Below are 15797 nucleotides of genomic sequence, written 5' to 3'. Positions count from 1 at the left end.
GGATTGAAAAAAATCAGGCCACGCTGCGTTGCCGGTCTTGCCAGAAGGGTTCGCGCAGCTTTGTCTTCAGCACCTTGCCGGCGCCCGACAGCGGCAGTGCTTCGGTCACGGCCACGCTGCGCGGGCACTTGTAGTTGGCGATCAGCGTCTTGCAGTGTGCGATCAACTCCTCGGGCTGGATACCCTCCCCGGGCTTGAGCACCAGCACCGCATGCACGGACTCGCCCCATTCGTCGCTGGGGATGCCGATGACCGCGCACGCCGCCACCGCGGGGTGCTGGTTGATGGCGTTCTCGACCTCGGCGGAGTAGACGTTCTCGCCGCCGCTGATGATCATGTCCTTCATGCGGTCGACCACGAAGATGAAGCCGTCCTCGTCCATGTAGGCGCCGTCGCCGGTGTGCATCCAGCCGTCCCGCAGCGCGGCGGCCGTCTGCTCGGGCTTGTTCCAGTAGCCCTGCATCACGTTGGGGCCGCGCACCGCCACTTCGCCCACCGTGCCGCGCGGCACCTCGGTGCCGTTGGCATCGACGATGCGCACTTCCATGCACACGCTGGCACGGCCCGCCGAGCGCAGCTTGCCGCGCTTGCGGCCCTCGTCCGTATGGAAGAAGGCGGGGTTCAGCGTGGCAATGGGCGACAGCTCGGTCATGCCATAGGCCTGCACGAAGTCGACGCCCGGGAAGGCCAGCATCGCGCGGTTCAGCACGGCTTCGGAAATCGGCGAGGCACCGTAGGCGATGCCCTTCAGGCTGCTCAGGTCTCGCGGCTTGCGCATGGCGGGATGGTCGACCAGCATCTGGATCATGGTGGGCACCAGCAGCAGGCTGGTCACGCGGTCGCGCTCGATGGCGTCGAGCACGCCTTCGGGCGTGAACATCGGCAGGATCGCGTGCGTGTTGCCGGCGAACCAGTGCGGCGTGGCCAGGCCCATGTCGGCCAGGTGGAACATCGGCGCCGCATGCAGGTAGCAGCCGCCGTCCGGTGCCAGGCCCTCGGCCTGCGCCGCCAGCGCCGAGCTGCAGATGTTGATGTGGCTGAGCATCACGCCCTTGGGAAAGCCGGTGGTGCCGCCGGTGTAGAAGATGCCGGCCAGATCTTCGCCGCGGCGCACGGCGTCGGGCACCGGCAAGGCGGTGTCGATCAGGCCTTCGTAGCCATGCATGCCGGCCGGCACCGGGCCGTCGCCGCAATAGATCACTTCGCGCAGGCTCTTCGACTGGCCGCGCATCTGCTCGACCACGCCGCGGAAGGTCTCGTCGACCAGCAGGATGGTCGAGCCCGAGTCTTCCAGCGAGTAGAGGATCTCGGCCGGCGACCAGCGGATGTTGCAGGGGTTGAGCACACCGCCGCCCCAAGGCACCGCCAGCTGGTATTCCAGATAGCGGTCGGAGTTGAGCGACAGCATGGCGACGCGGTCGCCCGCCTGCATGCCGAGGCCCTGGAGCGCGCCAGCCAGGCGCGCGACACGTTCGGCAAAGTCGCGAAAACTGCGGGCGCGGCCGGCAAAGCGCACCGCGATGGCGTCGGGGCGTTGCTGCACGGCGCGGTGAAGGCCTTGGGTCAGGTACATGGGTTTGTCTCCGTCTGGTTCTTGTGCAGTGGCATGGTAGAAATCCCCGCACGACCCGGCGATTGCACTTCGCTTCGATCGCATGGCAGAAAACGTCAATCCACCGACACATGCTGCAACCGCCCATCACCATTCCGATTGCCTTCGTGCAGGGCATGCTCTCGGGCGTTCGCGCGCGCGGGGCCGAGGCGGCGGTGTTCATCGACACGGCACTGGAGGACGCGGGCATCGCCCCCTCGCTGCTGCAGGAGGCCGGTGCGCGCGTCACGGGCGAACAGTACGTGGCCCTCTTCGCGCTGCTGATGCAGCGCATGGACGACGAGGCCCTGGGCTTTCTCACGCGGCGCCTGCGCTGCGGCAGCTTCGCGCTGATGGTGCGTTCCACGCTGGGCGCGCCCACCTTCGAAGTGGCGCTGCGCCGCGTGGCCCACACCTTCAGCCTGCTGCAGGACGACCTGACGCTGGTGCCGCTGCACGAAGGCCCGCTCGCCGGTTTCGGCATCCGGCTGAACAACCCGCAGGCGACGCACCAGAACTTCCTGCACGAGCTGATGCTGCGGGTGTACTGGCGGCTCTTCGCGTGGCTGCACGGCGGCCGGTTGGTGGCACGCCGTTTCGATTTCGGTTTCGAGCTGCCGCCGTATGCCGACGGCTACGCCAAGGTGTTTCCCGGTCCGCTGCAGTTCGGCCAGCCGCTGTCGGCCGTGTGGTTCGACGCGAGTGCGCTCGCCACGCCGGTGCATCGCGACGCGCAGGCGATGCAGGTCTTTCTCGCAGCCTCGCCGGCCAACGTGATCCTGCCCCGGCTGGCCGAGCAGGCCGTGAGCGCGAAGGTGCGTGCGGTGCTGCAGCAGAACCGTCCCGCGTGGGCCGACCTCGCGACCACGGCGAGCAGCCTGCACATGTCGGTCAGCACCTTGCAGCGCCACCTGGCGACGGAAGGCACGTCGTTCCAGTCGCTGAAGGACCAGTTGCGGCGCGACGTGGCCATCGTGCGGCTCAACACCAGCACCGTGCCGCTCGCGGCGCTGGCCGAGGAGCTGGGGTTCGCGGACAGCGCGGCCTTCCAGCGGGCCTTCAAGACCTGGACGGGCGGTGCGCCGGGGTCGTACCGGCGGCGTGCCCTGCCCGACGCGCATTCCGATTGAGCGGATCGAGTTTTCAGAAGCTACCGGAACTCCAGCAATCCCGCGCGACAATCCGCGCATGGCCACCGCACCCGACCTCCCTCCCCTCAACCGCCAGTTCGTCGCCCACTTCGGCGAGATGGGCAGCAAGTGGGGCATCAACCGCACCGTGGGGCAGATCTACGCGCTGATCTTTTTGTCGCAGCGCGCGCTCAATGCCGACGAGATCGCCGAGCTGCTGGAGTTCTCCCGCTCCAACGTGAGCATGGGCCTGAAGGAGTTGCAGGCCTGGCGGCTGGTGCGGCTGCGGCACCAGGCGGGCGACCGGCGCGAATACTTCGAAGCACCGTCGGACGTATGGGAAATCTTCCGCGTGCTGGCCGAAGAACGCCGCCGCCGCGAGATCGAACCCACGCTCTCGATGCTGCGCAACGCGCTGCTCGAATCGCCCACGAGCGATGCCGAGCGCCATGCACAGGAGCGCATGCGCGAGATGCACGACCTGATCGACCGGTTGATGAAGTGGTTCGACGACGTGCAGCGGCTCGCACCCGAGACCGCGATGCAGCTCATGGGCATGGGCGCTACCGTCACGAAGGTGCTGACGCTCAAGGACCGCATCACGGGCGGTGGTGCGGCGAAGAAGAAAAAGCCCGCGGCCGGCTAGTTCGACGTCAGAGCCGCTCCTGCCCCTCCGGCGATTCGGGCAGCTCGAGCTTCTCCCTGCGGATGGCGTCGTCGTCCATGAGTTCGTACCACATCGCATTGAGTACGGCGAAAGCGGCTGCCAGCGGCAGGCCGAGGATCCAGGCGAAGTACCACATGTTCTGTTCCTCCCTTGTTCAGTAGGCGTGACCGCTGTCTTCGCGGATGGCTTTCTCGTCGACCTTGCCCCACAGCACGTGGTAGACCCAGGTGGTGTAGGCCACGATGATCGGAATGAAGATGGCCGTGACCACCAGCATGATGAAGAGCGTGAGGTGGCTCGACGACGAATCCCACACCGTGAGGCTCGCGCGCGGATCGATCGACGAGGGCAGGATGAACGGGAACATCGATGCGCCCACGCTCAGGATGATGCCGGCGATGCCGAGCGCCGCGGTGAGCAGTGCGAGCACCGGCCGGCGCAACACCAGTCCGAGCAACGCGCCCAGTGCGCCGACGAAGCCGGCAATCGGTGCGGCCAGCGTCCACGGATGGGCCGCGTAGTTGACCGTCCATGCGCCCGCATGCAGCTCAACCGTCTTGAGCATCGGGTTCGACGGCCCCACCGCATCGACCACGCTGCTGATGCGGTAGCCGCCGATGCTCGTCGCGAGCAGCACGCCGGCCAGCGCATAGAGCGCGATGGTCAGCACCGCGGCCACTATGCCGTAGGTGCGCGCCCGCTCGGCCACCGGCCCGGCCGTCTTGAGCAGCAGCCACGCCGCGCCATGCATCACCAGCATCGCGACCGACACCAGCCCGCAAAGAATCGCGAACGGGTTCAGCAGGCCGAAGAAGCCGCCGTCGTAGAAGATGTGCATGTCCGCGCCGAAGCGGAACGGCACGCCCTGCAGCACGTTGCCCACCGCCACGCCGCAGATCAACGCGGGCACGAAGCCGCTGAAGAACAGCACCCAGTCCCAACGCGCGCGCCACTGCGGCGACTCGCGCTTGCTGCGGAACTTGAAGGCCACGGGCCGCAGGATCAGCGCCGTGAGGATCACGAACATCGCGAGATAAAAGCCCGAGAACGACACCGCGTACAGCTGCGGCCAGGCCGCGAAGATCGCGCCGCCGCCCAGGATCAGCCACACCTGGTTGCCCTCCCACACCGGGCCGACGCTGTTGATGACGACGCGGCGTTCGATGTCGTTGCGCGCCGCGAACGGCAGCAACATGCCGCTGCCCAGGTCGAACCCGTCGGTGACCGCGAAGCCGACCAGCAGCACGCCGATCAGCAGCCACCAGATGAAGCGCAGGGTGTCGTAGTCGAGGAGTGTGTGGAGGATCATGCGGCGCTCCCGGTGGTGGAAGAGACGGTGGTGGCGGCGGCGTGCACCGGCGGAACGTGCGATCGCGCATCGCCCTCGTCGGGCGCGTGCTCGGCTTCAGGTCCCTTGCGGATGGCCTTGAGCATCAGCTTCATCTCGATGACGAGCAGCGTGGTGTAGATCGCGATGAAGCCCGCGAGTGTGAGCAGCAGCGTCTTCACGCCAAGGTTCGACACGGCCACCGCGGTGGGCAGCACGCCCTCGATCACCCAGGGCTGGCGGCCGAACTCCGCCACCAGCCAGCCGGCCTCGATGGCGATCCACGGCAGCGGGATCGCAAACACCGCGGCCTTGAGCAGCCAGCGGTGCTTGTCGAGCTTGCGGCGCGCCGAGAGCACGAAGAAGGTGCCGGTCAGCAGGATCAGCAAGATGCCGATGCCCACCATCACGCGGAACAGCCAGAAGAGCGGTGCCACCTGCGGCACGGTGTCCCATGCGGCCTTGGAGACCTGCTCGTCGGTGGCGGTGCGCGGGTCGTCGACGTAGCGCTTGAGCAGGAGCGCGTAGCCCATGTTGATGCCGTTGTCCTCGAAGTCGCCGCGCACGCCCTGCGTCACCTTGCCGGTGCCGCCGGCCTCGCGGATCTTCTGTAACGCGTCGTAGGCCTTGAGGCCTTCGCGGATGCGTGCCTCGGCGCGCTTCACGAGCTCATCGATGCCGGGCATCACGGTGTCGAGAGAGCGCGTGCCGATGAGGCCCATCACGCCGGGGATGTGGATGGCGTAGTGCGTCTCGCGTGCCGCCTGGTCGGGGAAGCCGATGACGGTGAAGGCGGCGGGTGCGGGCTGCGTCTCCCACATGGCTTCGATGGCGGCCAGCTTCATCTTCTGGTGCTCGCCCGAGAGATACCCGCTTTCGTCGCCGAGCACTGCCACCGACAGCGCGGAGGCCAGGCCGAAAGACGCGGCCACGGTCATCGAGCGCTTGGCCAGTTCGAGGTGACGGCCCTTGAGCAGATACCAGGCCGACACGCCGAGCACGAACACCGAGGCGCACACATAACCCGCCGAGACCGTGTGCACGAACTTGGCCTGCGCGACCGGGTTGGTCAGCACCGCGAGGAAGTCGGTCACCTCCATGCGCATGGTCTGCGGATTGAAGGCCGCGCCCACGGGGTTCTGCATCCAGCCGTTGGCAATGAGGATCCACAGCGCCGAGAAGTTGGAGCCGATGGCCACGGCCCAGGTGGCGACGAGGTGACCGACCTTGGAGAGCTTGTCCCAACCGAAGAAGAAGAGTCCCACGAAGGTCGCCTCCATGAAGAAGGCCATGAGCCCCTCGATGGCCAGCGGCGCGCCGAAGATGTCGCCGACATAGTGGCTGTAGTAGCTCCAGTTCATGCCGAACTGGAACTCCATCACCACGCCGGTCGCGACACCCATCGCGAAGTTGATGCCGAAGAGCACGCCCCAGAATTTCGTCATGTCGCGCCAGATCACGCGGCCGGTCATGACGTAGACCGTCTCCATGATCGCCAGCAGGATCGAGAGGCCGAGCGTCAGCGGAACGAACAGGAAGTGATACAGCGCCGTGACGGCGAACTGCAGGCGCGAGAGCGCAACGATGTCGAGGTCCATGGGGCTTCCTTTGGTTTTTCTCTTCTGTCTTTTTCTGTGGGATCAATCGGGGCGCAGGGTTCGCAACGCGGTGTCGAAGGCGGCGCTGCCGCGGCGCAGGTCGGCGACGATGCGGCCCTGCTGCATGCACACGAGGCGGTCGGCAAGCGCGGCCTCGCGGCGCAGGTGCGTGGCGATCACGAGCGTGCGGCCGTCGGCGTGGCGGGCGAGGCGCTGCAGCACGTCGTGCGCGACGGTGGCGTCGAGCGCTTCGGTGGGTTCATCCAGCAGCCAGAGCGGCACGGGGCGCAGCAGCAGGCGCGCCAATGCGAGGCGGCGCGATTGGCCGCCCGAGAGGCCGAGGCCGCCTTCGCCGAGGCGGGTGTTCAGGCCTGTCTTCAGGGCGCGGATGTCTTCTTGGAGGCCCGCTGCGTGCAGCGCGGACCAGAGCTGTTCGTCGGTGGCCTCGGGGTCGGCGAGCCGCAGGTTGTCGCGCAGGCTGTCCTGGAAGAGTTCGGTGCGCTGGGTGAGCAGGCAGGGCGGCTGTGCGTTCACGCTGCCGGATTGCGGAGTGATTTCTCCGGCGATCATGTTGAGCAATGTGGACTTGCCAGCACCGCTGGCGCCGATCAGTGCGACACGCTTGCCCGGGGCTACGGTCAACGACACGTCGTTCAAGACCTGGATGCGGCTGCCGGGGTGCGCGAGCGTGACATGGCTCAGACGTAGCGCGACGGAGGCTTCTTCGTTGCTGGCTGCCGGCGCCTCTTCCTCCGCCGTCATGCGCGGCGCGAGGCGACGCACCGCGAGCCACGTTCGCCCCGCATCGAGCGCGCCGCGCCGCAGGGCCGCGAAAGGCTCGGTCGCCGTGAGCGCCACGAGCAACGCGAGCGCCGCGGCGGGCGCACCGATCGCGCCCTCCCCCACCAGCACGCCCACTCCCAGCAGCACGCCGACGAGGGTCACGGTGCCCGCGCCGCCGTAGGCGATGCCGGCTGCGGCTTCGAGGCGGTTCAGCGCGAGGTCGGCCTTGGCGAGATGTCGGTCGGCGTTCATGAGTGCTTCGCGTTGCGCGTCGATGCGACCGGCCATGACCAGGTCGGTCTGGCCGGCCATGAGGTCGACCGCACGGGCGCGCAACGCCTCGATGGCATGGGCGCGCTGCATCGCGGGCCGGCGTGCGCGCCGCGCGATGAAGAACGCAATGCCCCAGCCAACCGCGACGAGCCAGAGCATCAACGCCGCGCCCATGCCGACGTGCATGAAGCCCAGCACCACGCCGGCCAGCAATGCGGCGCCCAGGGCGGCGGCGGCGGGTACGAGCAAGCGCAGGTAGAGCGATTCGAGCGCGTCGATGTCGGCCGTGAGGCGGAACAGCAGGCGCGCCGGGCGCATGAGCAACGCGCGTGCCGCTTCCGGACGCGCCCAGCCGCGGAAGAGCCGCACGCGCAGCGCGGCGAGCACGGCAAAGGTCGCGTCGTGCGTGACAAGCCGTTCGCCATAGCGCGATGCCGTGCGGCCGAGCGCCAGCAGGCGGATGCCGGCGGACGGCGCGAACACGTCGAAGGTGAATGCGGTCGCTGCATGCAGGCCGGCGAGCGCGGTCGCGGTGATGAACCAGCCCGAGAGGCCCAGCAGCGCCATGCCTGCAAGCACGGTGACGGCGGCCAACAGGCCGCCCCACAGCAAGGGGCGCGGCTGCGACGCGAGGAAGGGGCGCAGCACGAGGCGCAGATAACGCCAGTTGTTCGTGGAGAGGGTCATGCCGCGCACTCCATCGCTTCTGCATCGAGACTGATCACGCGGTGCATGCGCGCCGCCAGCACGGGATCGTGCGTTGCGACGATCAGCGTCTTGCCTTTTGCCAGCGCGACCAGCGCGTCGGCCACTCGCTCGGCAGTTTCGGTGTCGAGGTGCGCGGTGGGCTCATCGACCAGCAGCAGGTCGGCATGCGGATCGACGGCGATGCGTGCCAGCGCGAGCCGTACCGCTTCTCCGCCCGACAGGCCGCTGCCGCCCTCGCCCAGCGCGACGGTGGGATGGGCCTGCGCGACAGTTTCGAGCGACGCGAAACGCATGGCGGTCATGACCTGCGGCGTGTCGATTCCTGCGCGTCCGAGCGCCACGTTGGCCTCGATCGAGCCTGCGAACACGTGCGGCTTCTGGCCCATCCATGCCATGCGCTGCCGAAGGGCGCTCACGGTGCGGTCGGACAGTGGAACGCCGCCGATGGAGATTTCGCCGCTTGTCGCAGGCACCAGCCCGGCGAGCAGTGACAGCAAGGCCGTCTTGCCCGAGCCGCTCGCGCCGGTGATGGCAAGGTGCTCGCCAGCCGCGACGCGAAGGTCGTAGCCGTCGAACAGTGCCTGCTCGCCGGGCCAGGAGAAATGCAGGCCGTGGGTGGCGACGACGGGCGCGGCGCCAACGGCACTCGTCGCCGTGCGCACCGGCGTGTTCGCGCCGGGCAACGGCAACTCGCTGCGCTGAAGTTGTTCGAGCGATTGCAGCGCCGCCTCGCCCGCCGCGCGGTCGTGCCAGACGGCCGAGAGCTCCCGCAGCGGCTCGAAGAAAGCCGGCGCGAGCAGCAGCACGAACAGGCCTTCTCCCAGGCTCAGTTGCCGGCCCCAGGCGCCAAAGCCCAGCGTGCCCAACAGATGGAAGCCCACGTACGCCGCCACCATCGCGACGCCGAGCGCCGAGAACAGTTCGAGCAAGGCCGATGAGAGAAACGCGATGCGCAGCACCGCCATGGTCCGCTGGCGCAGCGACTGCGCGGCCTCGCCCAGGCGCAGGGCGGTGGCATCCACCGCGCCGAGCGCACGCAGCGTGGCCAGGCCCCGCAGGCGGTCGAGCAGGAAGGCATTCATGCCGCCCATCTCGACCATCTGCGCCTCGCTCGCGGCCTTGGCGCGCCAGCCGACGATGGCCATGAACAGCGGGATCAGCGGGGCCGCGACCAGGAGCACCAGCGCGGCGATCCACGAGAGGCTCGCGACCACGAGCACGATGAGAACGGGCACCACCATCACGCGCCAGCGCGCCGGCTGATAGCGCACGAGATATGGCACCAACGCTTCGGCCTGCTCGGCGAGCACGCTGGCGGCCTCGCCCGAAGCGGCGCGGCTGCGGTCGAGCGGTGATCCGCTCGCGAGCGCTGAAGCTGCCTGTGCGCGCAGCGTCGTCAGTTGTGCTCTTGCGCGAGTGAAGGTCCGGCGCGCGCCCCAGGCCTCGCAGGCTGCGCGCAGCAACCCGAGCAGCAAGATGCCGAGCGCCGGGAACTGCACCGCCGCTAGGCCGCGCCCCGAAGCCAACCCCTGCACCGCCATCGCAAGCAACGCCGCCTGCGGAATCCAGAAAAGCGCGGCGGCGCCCTGCACCACGCTGCCGACGTCAGGCGACGCAAATGCCTGCAATGGCAATCGTGAGGGCGGCGTGTGCTGGGTCATTCCTTAGTTTTGCGTATTTTCAGTATTTACTGAAATTTCCACAATCATACCGAAGACGAAAGCAACTGACGAGCCGCAGCCTGCACGCTACGGAGCCCGAGCGCAACCCATTCGAAGGAAGAAATCAGCCATGGCGCCCGCGATGTCGTGGGCGGGCGCCTTGCCCGCTGGGGCCGCCTAGTACGCTTTGGGGCGCTTGGCGCGCGTTATTGCGAAACGACTATTCCGCTGACCAGCAGCGCCGCGAACAGCGCGAACACGCCGCGCCACGATGCCGGGCGCGCCTCCACCCAGCGATAGAGCAGTGCCGCCGCAGCCACCGAAAGGCCGAAGGTCAGCACCATGCCCAGCAGGTCGATCCACGGCCCGTGCGGCGCGAGGTTTGCGACCAAGGCATTCATGGCGAGGAGCACTGGAAAGTGAATCAGGAACAGCGAATACGACATGCGCCCCAGGCGCTGCAGCGGCACTGCCGCCGCTGGCCACTTGGCGGGCGACAGCCAATGCTGCTGCTGCGCGACAGTGATCAGCAGCGCCGTCACCAGCGCCGTTGCGATACGGCTGCGCCATTCGATGGCCAGCGCCCCTGCCCCTAGCAACACCAGCAGTGCCACAGCGCCCTGCCAGGTGCTGGCCCGCGTCGCGCGGCCGATCCAGAACACCAGCATGCCGAGCCCGTAGGCACCGAAGAAATACAGCGCGGTGTCGTCGAGGCTGGCGTTGCGATTGAAGAGCACCAGCGAGGCCACGGCCAGCGCGAGCACCAGCAGCACGGGCATCCACCGCGACGATGGATTCACGACACCCGGTGCGGGCGGGCGCAACATGGCCGGAAGGCCGACGAGCATCAACGCGAGCGCGAAAAGTTGGAAGTCGATGGCCACATACCAGACGCCGGTGGACAACGACTCGTAGCCCAGCAGGTCCTGCAGCAGCAGCCCGTGCGCAAACAACTGGCCGATGCTCGGCGATGCCGGCACCACGTCTTCATCGAGCCACGGCCGCACCAGCGCGGCCACCAGCACGCAGACGGTGAGCGCGGCCAAGTAGGGCATCACCAGCCGTCCATAGCGCTGCAGGATGCGCGCGATGGGCCGGTCGACGCGCAGGAGGCCGTCCGGCGCGAGGCTCGCCGCTGCGAGAAAACCCGCGATCACGAGGAACACCTGCACCGCGAGCCGGCCGTCTTCAGCCAGCCATCCGAAGAAATCGGGCGCGAGCCCATATGCGCCCGCGGGCATCGGCCCGTAGCGCGACAGATGGTGCCCGACGATCACCGCGCAGGCGATGCCCTTCGCTGCGTCGAGCAACGGCATGCGCCCCGTCGAGGAGGGCGCCGTGGCAGAAGCCATGTTCAGGCCTCGTTCAAAGCGCCAGGCGCTGCCTTGCTTCCTGGTACTCGCGCTTGAGCTTGTCGATGAAGGCCGCGGCGCTGGCCACTTCGGTCACGGCGCCAATGCCCTGACCCGAGCCCCAGATGTCTTTCCAAGCCTTGGCCTTGCTGCCCTCGCCGCCGCCGAAGTTCATGGTCTTCACGTCGCCTTCGGGCAGGTTGGCCGGGTCCATGCCGGCCTTGACGATGCTGGGTGCGAGGTAGTTGCCGTGCACGCCGGTGAAGAGGCTGGAGTAGACGATGTCGTCGGAGTTGCCGTCGACGATGGCCTGCTTGTAGTCGTCGCTCGCACGCGCTTCCTCGGTGGCGATGAAGGCGGTGCCGATGTAGGCGAAGTCCGCGCCCATGGCCTGCGCCGCGAGCACCGCGCCGCCGGTGGCGATGGAACCCGACAGCGCGATCGGGCCGTCGAACCACTGGCGGATTTCCTGCACCAGCGCGAACGGACTCTTCACGCCCGCATGCCCGCCGGCACCGGCCGCCACGGCGATGATGCCGTCGGCGCCCTTCTCGATCGCCTTCTGCGCGAACTTGTTGTTGATGATGTCGTGCAGCGTCACGCCGCCGTAGCTGTGCACCGCGTCGTTCACGTCAGTGCGCGCACCCAGCGAGGTGATGACGATCGGCACCTTGTACTTCACGACCATCTCCATGTCGTGCTCGAGGCGGTCGTTGCTCTTGTGCACGATCTGGTTGATGGCGAACGGTGCCGCGGGCTTGTCGGGGTTGGCCTTGTTGTAGGCGGCGAGCTCTTCGGTGATCTCGATCAGCCACTCTTCGAGCTGCGCCGCGGGGCGCGCGTTGAGCGCCGGCATCGCGCCGACCACGCCGGCCTTGCATTGCGCGATCACGAGCTTGGGGTTGCTGATGATGAACAGCGGCGAGCCGATGATCGGCAGCGGCAGGTTCGCGAGGACGGGGGGCAGCTTGGACATGTTGTCTCCGGAAATAGATTCGGTTTTATAAGAGAGAGGGCCCCCTGCCGCCCGTCAGGTGGGCGACAGGGGGCGTCGATCAGAACGCGTCGAGCGCAAGCGCCGTGACGCTTTCAGCGCCGTCCACGATGCTGTCGCGGATGCCCGGCACCTTGTTCAGGATGTGCTCGGCATAGAAACGCGCCGTGGCGATCTTGGCCAGCATGAAGTCGGTGTCGAAGCTGCGCGAGGCGAGGTTCTCGGCAATGATCAGCGAGCGCGCAAGCTGCCAGCCGGCCATGAGGTTGCCCGCGAGCATCAGGTACGGCACGCTGCCCGAGAACACCGCGTTGGGCGAAGCCTTGGTCTGGCCCGCGACGAAATCGACGACTTCGATGAAGGCTTCGCGTGCAGCCTTCAGGCGCTTGAGGACAGCTGCGGCCGCGGGGCTTTCGCTCTTGGCGAGTTCGGTCTCGGTCTTTTCGATCTGCGCGGCGATGGCCTTGGCGGTCTGGCCGCCGTCGCGCGCGGTCTTGCGGCCCACGAGGTCGTTGGCCTGGATCGCGGTGGTGCCTTCGTAGATCGTGAGGATCTTCGCGTCGCGGTAGTACTGCGCCGCACCCGTCTCCTCGATGAAGCCCATGCCGCCGTGCACCTGCACACCGAGCGAGGTCACCTCGAGGCTCATCTCGGTGCTGTAGCCCTTGACCAGCGGCACCATGAATTCGTAGAAGGCCTGGTTCTGCTTGCGTGCGTCCGCATCGGTATGGTGATGCGCGGCATCGTACGCAGCTGCGGCCACCGAAGCCATCGCGCGGCAGCCTTCGGTGTAGGCGCGCATCGTCATCAGCATGCGCTTGACGTCGGGGTGATGAATGATCGGCGCGCTGGCGTTGATCGAACCGTCGACCGGGCGACTCTGCACACGGTCTTTCGCATAGGCCACGGCGTGCTGATAAGCGCGCTCGGCAATCGCGATGCCCTGCATGCCCACCGCGTAGCGGGCCGAGTTCATCATGATGAACATGTACTCGAGGCCGCGGTTCTCCTGGCCGACGAGGTAGCCCACCGCACCGCCGTGGTCACCGTACTGCAGCACGGCGGTCGGCGAGGCCTTGATGCCCATCTTGTGCTCGATGCTCACGCAGTGCACGTCGTTGCGTGCCCCGAGCGCGCCGTCCTTGCCGACCATGAACTTGGGCACCACGAACAGGCTGATGCCCTTCACGCCTTCGGGCGCGCCGGTCACGCGGGCCAGCACGAGGTGCACGATGTTCTCGGCCATGTCGTGCTCACCGTAGGTGATGAATATCTTGGTGCCGAACACCTTGTAGGTGCCGTCGGGCTGCGGCTCGGCGCGGCTGCGCACCATGGCGAGGTCGCTGCCGGCCTGCGGCTCGGTGAGGTTCATCGTGCCGGTCCACTGGCCGCTCACGAGCTTTTCGAGATAGACCGCCTTGAGCTCATCGGAGCCGGCCGTGAGCAGCGCTTCGATGGCGCCATCGCTCAGGAGCGGGCACAGCGCGAAGCTCATGTTGGCCGAGTTGAGCATCTCGCCGCAGGCCGCGCCGATGGTCTTCGGGAGGCCCTGGCCGCCGAAATCCGACGGATGCTGCAAGCCCTGCCAACCGCCCGAGACGTACTGCGCGAAGGCGTCCTTGAAGCCCGGCGTGGTGGTGACCTCACCGCCCTTGAACGACGAGGGATTGCGGTCGCCTTCGATGTTCAGCGGCGCGACCACGTCCTGGTTGAAACGGGCGCATTCCTCGAGCACGGCCTGTGCGGTTTCGAGGCCGGCATCTTCGAAGCCCGGCAGCTTGGCGATCTCGCCGATGTTGGCCAGGTGCTCGATGTCGAACAGCATGTCCTTGAGGGGGGCGGTGTAGCTCATGTCTTGTCTCCAGATACAGCGGATACGAAAAGGGCATCGCGAACGATGCCCTTCGGCTCAATGCAGCAATGCGATCAGAGCGCCTTCACCAGCTCGGGCACGGCCACGAACAGGTCGGCCACGAGGCCGTAGTCGGCCACCGAGAAGATCGGGGCTTCTTCATCCTTGTTGATCGCCACGATCACCTTGGAATCCTTCATGCCGGCCAGATGCTGGATCGCACCCGAGATGCCCGCTGCGATGTACAGCTGCGGCGCAACGATCTTGCCTGTCTGGCCCACTTGCCAGTCGTTCGGGGCGTAGCCCGCATCGACGGCTGCGCGGCTGGCGCCCAGACCCGCGTTGAGCTTGTCGGCCAGAGGCGCCATCACTTCGGCGAACTTCTCGGCGCTGCCCAGGGCTCGGCCGCCCGAGACGATGATCTTGGCAGCGGTCAGTTCAGGGCGTTCGCTCTTGGTGACTTCGCGGCCGACGAAGCTCGATTTGCCGCTGTCGGCGACGCCTTCGGCGGTTTCGACGGTGGCGCTGCCGCCGGTTGCTGCTGCGGCATCGAAACCGGTCGTGCGGACAGTGATCACCTTGGTGGCATCGCTGCTCTGCACGGTGGCAATCGCGTTACCGGCGTAGATCGGGCGCTCGAAGGTATCGGGACTGTCGACCTTGGTGATGTCGCTGATCTGCGCCACATCGAGCTTGGCGGCCACGCGCGGCGCGACGTTCTTGCCGTTGGCGGTCGAGGGGAACAGGATGTGGCTGTAGTTGGCTGCGATCGCGAGGACTTGAGCTGCGACGTTTTCCGCAAGGTTCTCGGCCAGGCTCGGGCTGTCTGCGGCGATGACCTTGGTGACGCCCACGATCTGGGCAGCGGCCTTGGCAGCTTCGGCGGCATTGGCACCGGCCACGAGGATGTGCACGTCGCCACCGCAAGCCAGCGCTGCAGTCACGGTGTTCAAAGTCGCCGGCTTGATGCTGGCGTGGTCGTGTTCGGCAATAACAAGTGCGGTCATGTTCAGATCACCTTCGCTTCGTTCTTCAGTTTGTCCACCAGCGTCGCCACGTCAGGCACCTTGATGCCAGCGCCGCGCTTCGGAGGCTCGCTGACCTTCAGGGTCTTCAGGCGGGGCTTCACATCGACGCCCAGGTCTTCGGGCTTGAAGATGTCCAGCTGCTTCTTCTTGGCCTTCATGATGTTGGGCAGCGTGACGTAGCGCGGCTCGTTCAGGCGCAGGTCGGTCGTGATGACCGCGGGCAGCGTGAGCGTCAGCGTTTCCATACCGCCGTCGACTTCGCGCGCCACGGTGACCTTGTCGGCCGCGAGATCGACCTTCGAGGCGAAGGTGGCTTGCGGCAGATCGGCCAGTGCAGCCAGCATCTGGCCGGTCTGGTTCGCGTCGTCATCGATGGCTTGCTTGCCGAGGATGATGAGCGACGGTTGTTCCTTGTCGACCAGCGCCTTGAGGAGCTTGGCGACAGCCAGCGGCTGCAGCTCTTCAGTCGTTTCGACCAGGATGCCGCGATCCGCACCGATGGCCATCGCGGTGCGCAGGGTTTCCTGGCACTTCGCATCGCCGCAGGAGACGGCGATGACTTCGGTCACAACGCCCTTCTCTTTCAGACGCACAGCTTCTTCGACAGCGATCTCGTCAAAGGGGTTCATGCTCATCTTGACGTTGGCAATGTCCACCCCGGTGCCGTCGCTCTTGACGCGCACCTTCACATTGTAATCGACGACCCGTTTGACAGGCACAAGAACCTTCATTGACTTGACTCCATTGGATTGCAAAAAGGGGGCTTCGAGGGCAACCGGTCATTCTAGGACGCGACCTTTGCAGCCTCTCCATTCTTCCTGTCGGCACTGCAG

13 protein-coding genes are annotated in these 15797 nt (G+C 67.0%); 2 read left to right on the top strand and 11 right to left on the bottom strand.

Annotation, left to right across the window (positions count from 1 at the left end):
* Positions 1 to 13: 13 nt before the first annotated feature.
* On the bottom strand, positions 14 to 1573 hold the full coding sequence (locus tag NU688_RS02995; protein ID WP_257859055.1) for a long-chain-fatty-acid--CoA ligase: 1560 nt from the start codon (positions 1571 to 1573) through the stop codon (positions 14 to 16).
* 110 nt (positions 1574 to 1683) lie between these two features.
* Here NU688_RS02995 and NU688_RS02990 point away from each other — a divergent pair, with 110 nt between their 5' ends.
* Both NU688_RS02990 and NU688_RS02985 read left to right on the top strand, forming a co-directional pair.
* Positions 1684 to 2721, top strand: coding sequence for an AraC family transcriptional regulator (locus tag NU688_RS02990; RefSeq protein WP_257859054.1), 1038 nt, complete (start codon positions 1684 to 1686; stop codon positions 2719 to 2721).
* A gap of 58 nt (positions 2722 to 2779) precedes the next feature.
* The gene (locus NU688_RS02985; RefSeq protein WP_206178412.1) at positions 2780 to 3367 is read left to right on the top strand and encodes a GbsR/MarR family transcriptional regulator; all 588 of its coding nucleotides are present in this window, start codon (positions 2780 to 2782) and stop codon (positions 3365 to 3367) included.
* Between the two features lie 7 nt (positions 3368 to 3374).
* Here NU688_RS02985 and cydX read toward each other — a convergent pair whose 3' ends face one another.
* From cydX to NU688_RS02935, 10 genes are all read right to left on the bottom strand, one after another.
* Positions 3375 to 3524 (bottom strand): cytochrome bd-I oxidase subunit CydX, encoded by a 150-nt coding sequence (cydX, locus tag NU688_RS02980; RefSeq protein WP_093433953.1) that lies wholly within the window; start codon positions 3522 to 3524, stop codon positions 3375 to 3377.
* A gap of 18 nt (positions 3525 to 3542) precedes the next feature.
* Entirely contained in the window at positions 3543 to 4697 is a 1155-nt protein-coding gene (gene cydB / locus NU688_RS02975; protein WP_257859053.1) for a cytochrome d ubiquinol oxidase subunit II, read from the bottom strand.
* Positions 4694 to 6313, bottom strand: a complete 1620-nt coding sequence (locus NU688_RS02970) for a cytochrome ubiquinol oxidase subunit I (RefSeq protein WP_257859052.1) — start codon at positions 6311 to 6313, stop codon at positions 4694 to 4696. The genes cydB and NU688_RS02970 overlap by 4 nt, the downstream gene beginning before the upstream one ends.
* A 42-nt stretch (positions 6314 to 6355) precedes the next feature.
* A complete protein-coding gene (gene cydC, locus NU688_RS02965; RefSeq protein WP_257859051.1) occupies positions 6356 to 8056 on the bottom strand; it encodes a thiol reductant ABC exporter subunit CydC in 1701 nt (566 codons plus the stop codon).
* Complete coding sequence (cydD, locus tag NU688_RS02960; RefSeq protein WP_257859050.1) at positions 8053 to 9738, bottom strand: thiol reductant ABC exporter subunit CydD; 1686 nt, start codon at positions 9736 to 9738, stop codon at positions 8053 to 8055. The genes cydC and cydD overlap by 4 nt, the downstream gene beginning before the upstream one ends.
* 206 nt (positions 9739 to 9944) lie before the next feature.
* On the bottom strand, positions 9945 to 11054 hold the full coding sequence (locus NU688_RS02955; protein ID WP_257860493.1) for an acyltransferase: 1110 nt from the start codon (positions 11052 to 11054) through the stop codon (positions 9945 to 9947).
* A gap of 49 nt (positions 11055 to 11103) precedes the next feature.
* Positions 11104 to 12066 (bottom strand): nitronate monooxygenase family protein, encoded by a 963-nt coding sequence (locus NU688_RS02950; RefSeq protein ID WP_257859049.1) that lies wholly within the window; start codon positions 12064 to 12066, stop codon positions 11104 to 11106.
* A 79-nt stretch (positions 12067 to 12145) separates the two neighbouring features.
* Positions 12146 to 13936 (bottom strand): acyl-CoA dehydrogenase, encoded by a 1791-nt coding sequence (locus NU688_RS02945; RefSeq protein WP_257859048.1) that lies wholly within the window; start codon positions 13934 to 13936, stop codon positions 12146 to 12148.
* 74 nt (positions 13937 to 14010) lie between these two features.
* The gene (locus NU688_RS02940; protein ID WP_257859047.1) at positions 14011 to 14943 is read right to left on the bottom strand and encodes an electron transfer flavoprotein subunit alpha/FixB family protein; all 933 of its coding nucleotides are present in this window, start codon (positions 14941 to 14943) and stop codon (positions 14011 to 14013) included.
* A 2-nt stretch (positions 14944 to 14945) separates the two neighbouring features.
* Positions 14946 to 15695 (bottom strand): electron transfer flavoprotein subunit beta/FixA family protein, encoded by a 750-nt coding sequence (locus NU688_RS02935; protein ID WP_257859046.1) that lies wholly within the window; start codon positions 15693 to 15695, stop codon positions 14946 to 14948.
* Positions 15696 to 15797 lie beyond the last annotated feature (102 nt).

Source organism: Variovorax sp. ZS18.2.2 (assembly GCF_024701975.1).
Classification (GTDB): Bacteria; Pseudomonadota; Gammaproteobacteria; order Burkholderiales; family Burkholderiaceae_C; genus Variovorax.
The sequence above is the reverse complement of the archived record's forward strand: the minus strand, read 5'-3'. Positions and strand labels throughout refer to the sequence as shown.

Excerpts from the sequence above, each read along its gene's own strand:
- NU688_RS02995 (WP_257859055.1), bottom strand. The coding sequence starts at position 1,573 with ATGTACCTGACCCAAGGCCTTCACCGCGCCGTGCAGCAACGCCCCGAC.
- NU688_RS02990 (WP_257859054.1), top strand. The coding sequence starts at position 1,684 with ATGCTGCAACCGCCCATCACCATTCCGATTGCCTTCGTGCAGGGCATG.
- NU688_RS02985 (WP_206178412.1), top strand. The coding sequence starts at position 2,780 with ATGGCCACCGCACCCGACCTCCCTCCCCTCAACCGCCAGTTCGTCGCC.
- cydX (WP_093433953.1), bottom strand. The coding sequence starts at position 3,524 with ATGTGGTACTTCGCCTGGATCCTCGGCCTGCCGCTGGCAGCCGCTTTC.
- cydB (WP_257859053.1), bottom strand. The coding sequence starts at position 4,697 with ATGATCCTCCACACACTCCTCGACTACGACACCCTGCGCTTCATCTGG.
- NU688_RS02970 (WP_257859052.1), bottom strand. The coding sequence starts at position 6,313 with ATGGACCTCGACATCGTTGCGCTCTCGCGCCTGCAGTTCGCCGTCACG.
- cydC (WP_257859051.1), bottom strand. The coding sequence starts at position 8,056 with ATGACCCTCTCCACGAACAACTGGCGTTATCTGCGCCTCGTGCTGCGC.
- cydD (WP_257859050.1), bottom strand. The coding sequence starts at position 9,738 with ATGACCCAGCACACGCCGCCCTCACGATTGCCATTGCAGGCATTTGCG.
- NU688_RS02955 (WP_257860493.1), bottom strand. The coding sequence starts at position 11,054 with ATGCCGTTGCTCGACGCAGCGAAGGGCATCGCCTGCGCGGTGATCGTC.
- NU688_RS02950 (WP_257859049.1), bottom strand. The coding sequence starts at position 12,066 with ATGTCCAAGCTGCCCCCCGTCCTCGCGAACCTGCCGCTGCCGATCATC.
- NU688_RS02945 (WP_257859048.1), bottom strand. The coding sequence starts at position 13,936 with ATGAGCTACACCGCCCCCCTCAAGGACATGCTGTTCGACATCGAGCAC.
- NU688_RS02940 (WP_257859047.1), bottom strand. The coding sequence starts at position 14,943 with ATGACCGCACTTGTTATTGCCGAACACGACCACGCCAGCATCAAGCCG.
- NU688_RS02935 (WP_257859046.1), bottom strand. The coding sequence starts at position 15,695 with ATGAAGGTTCTTGTGCCTGTCAAACGGGTCGTCGATTACAATGTGAAG.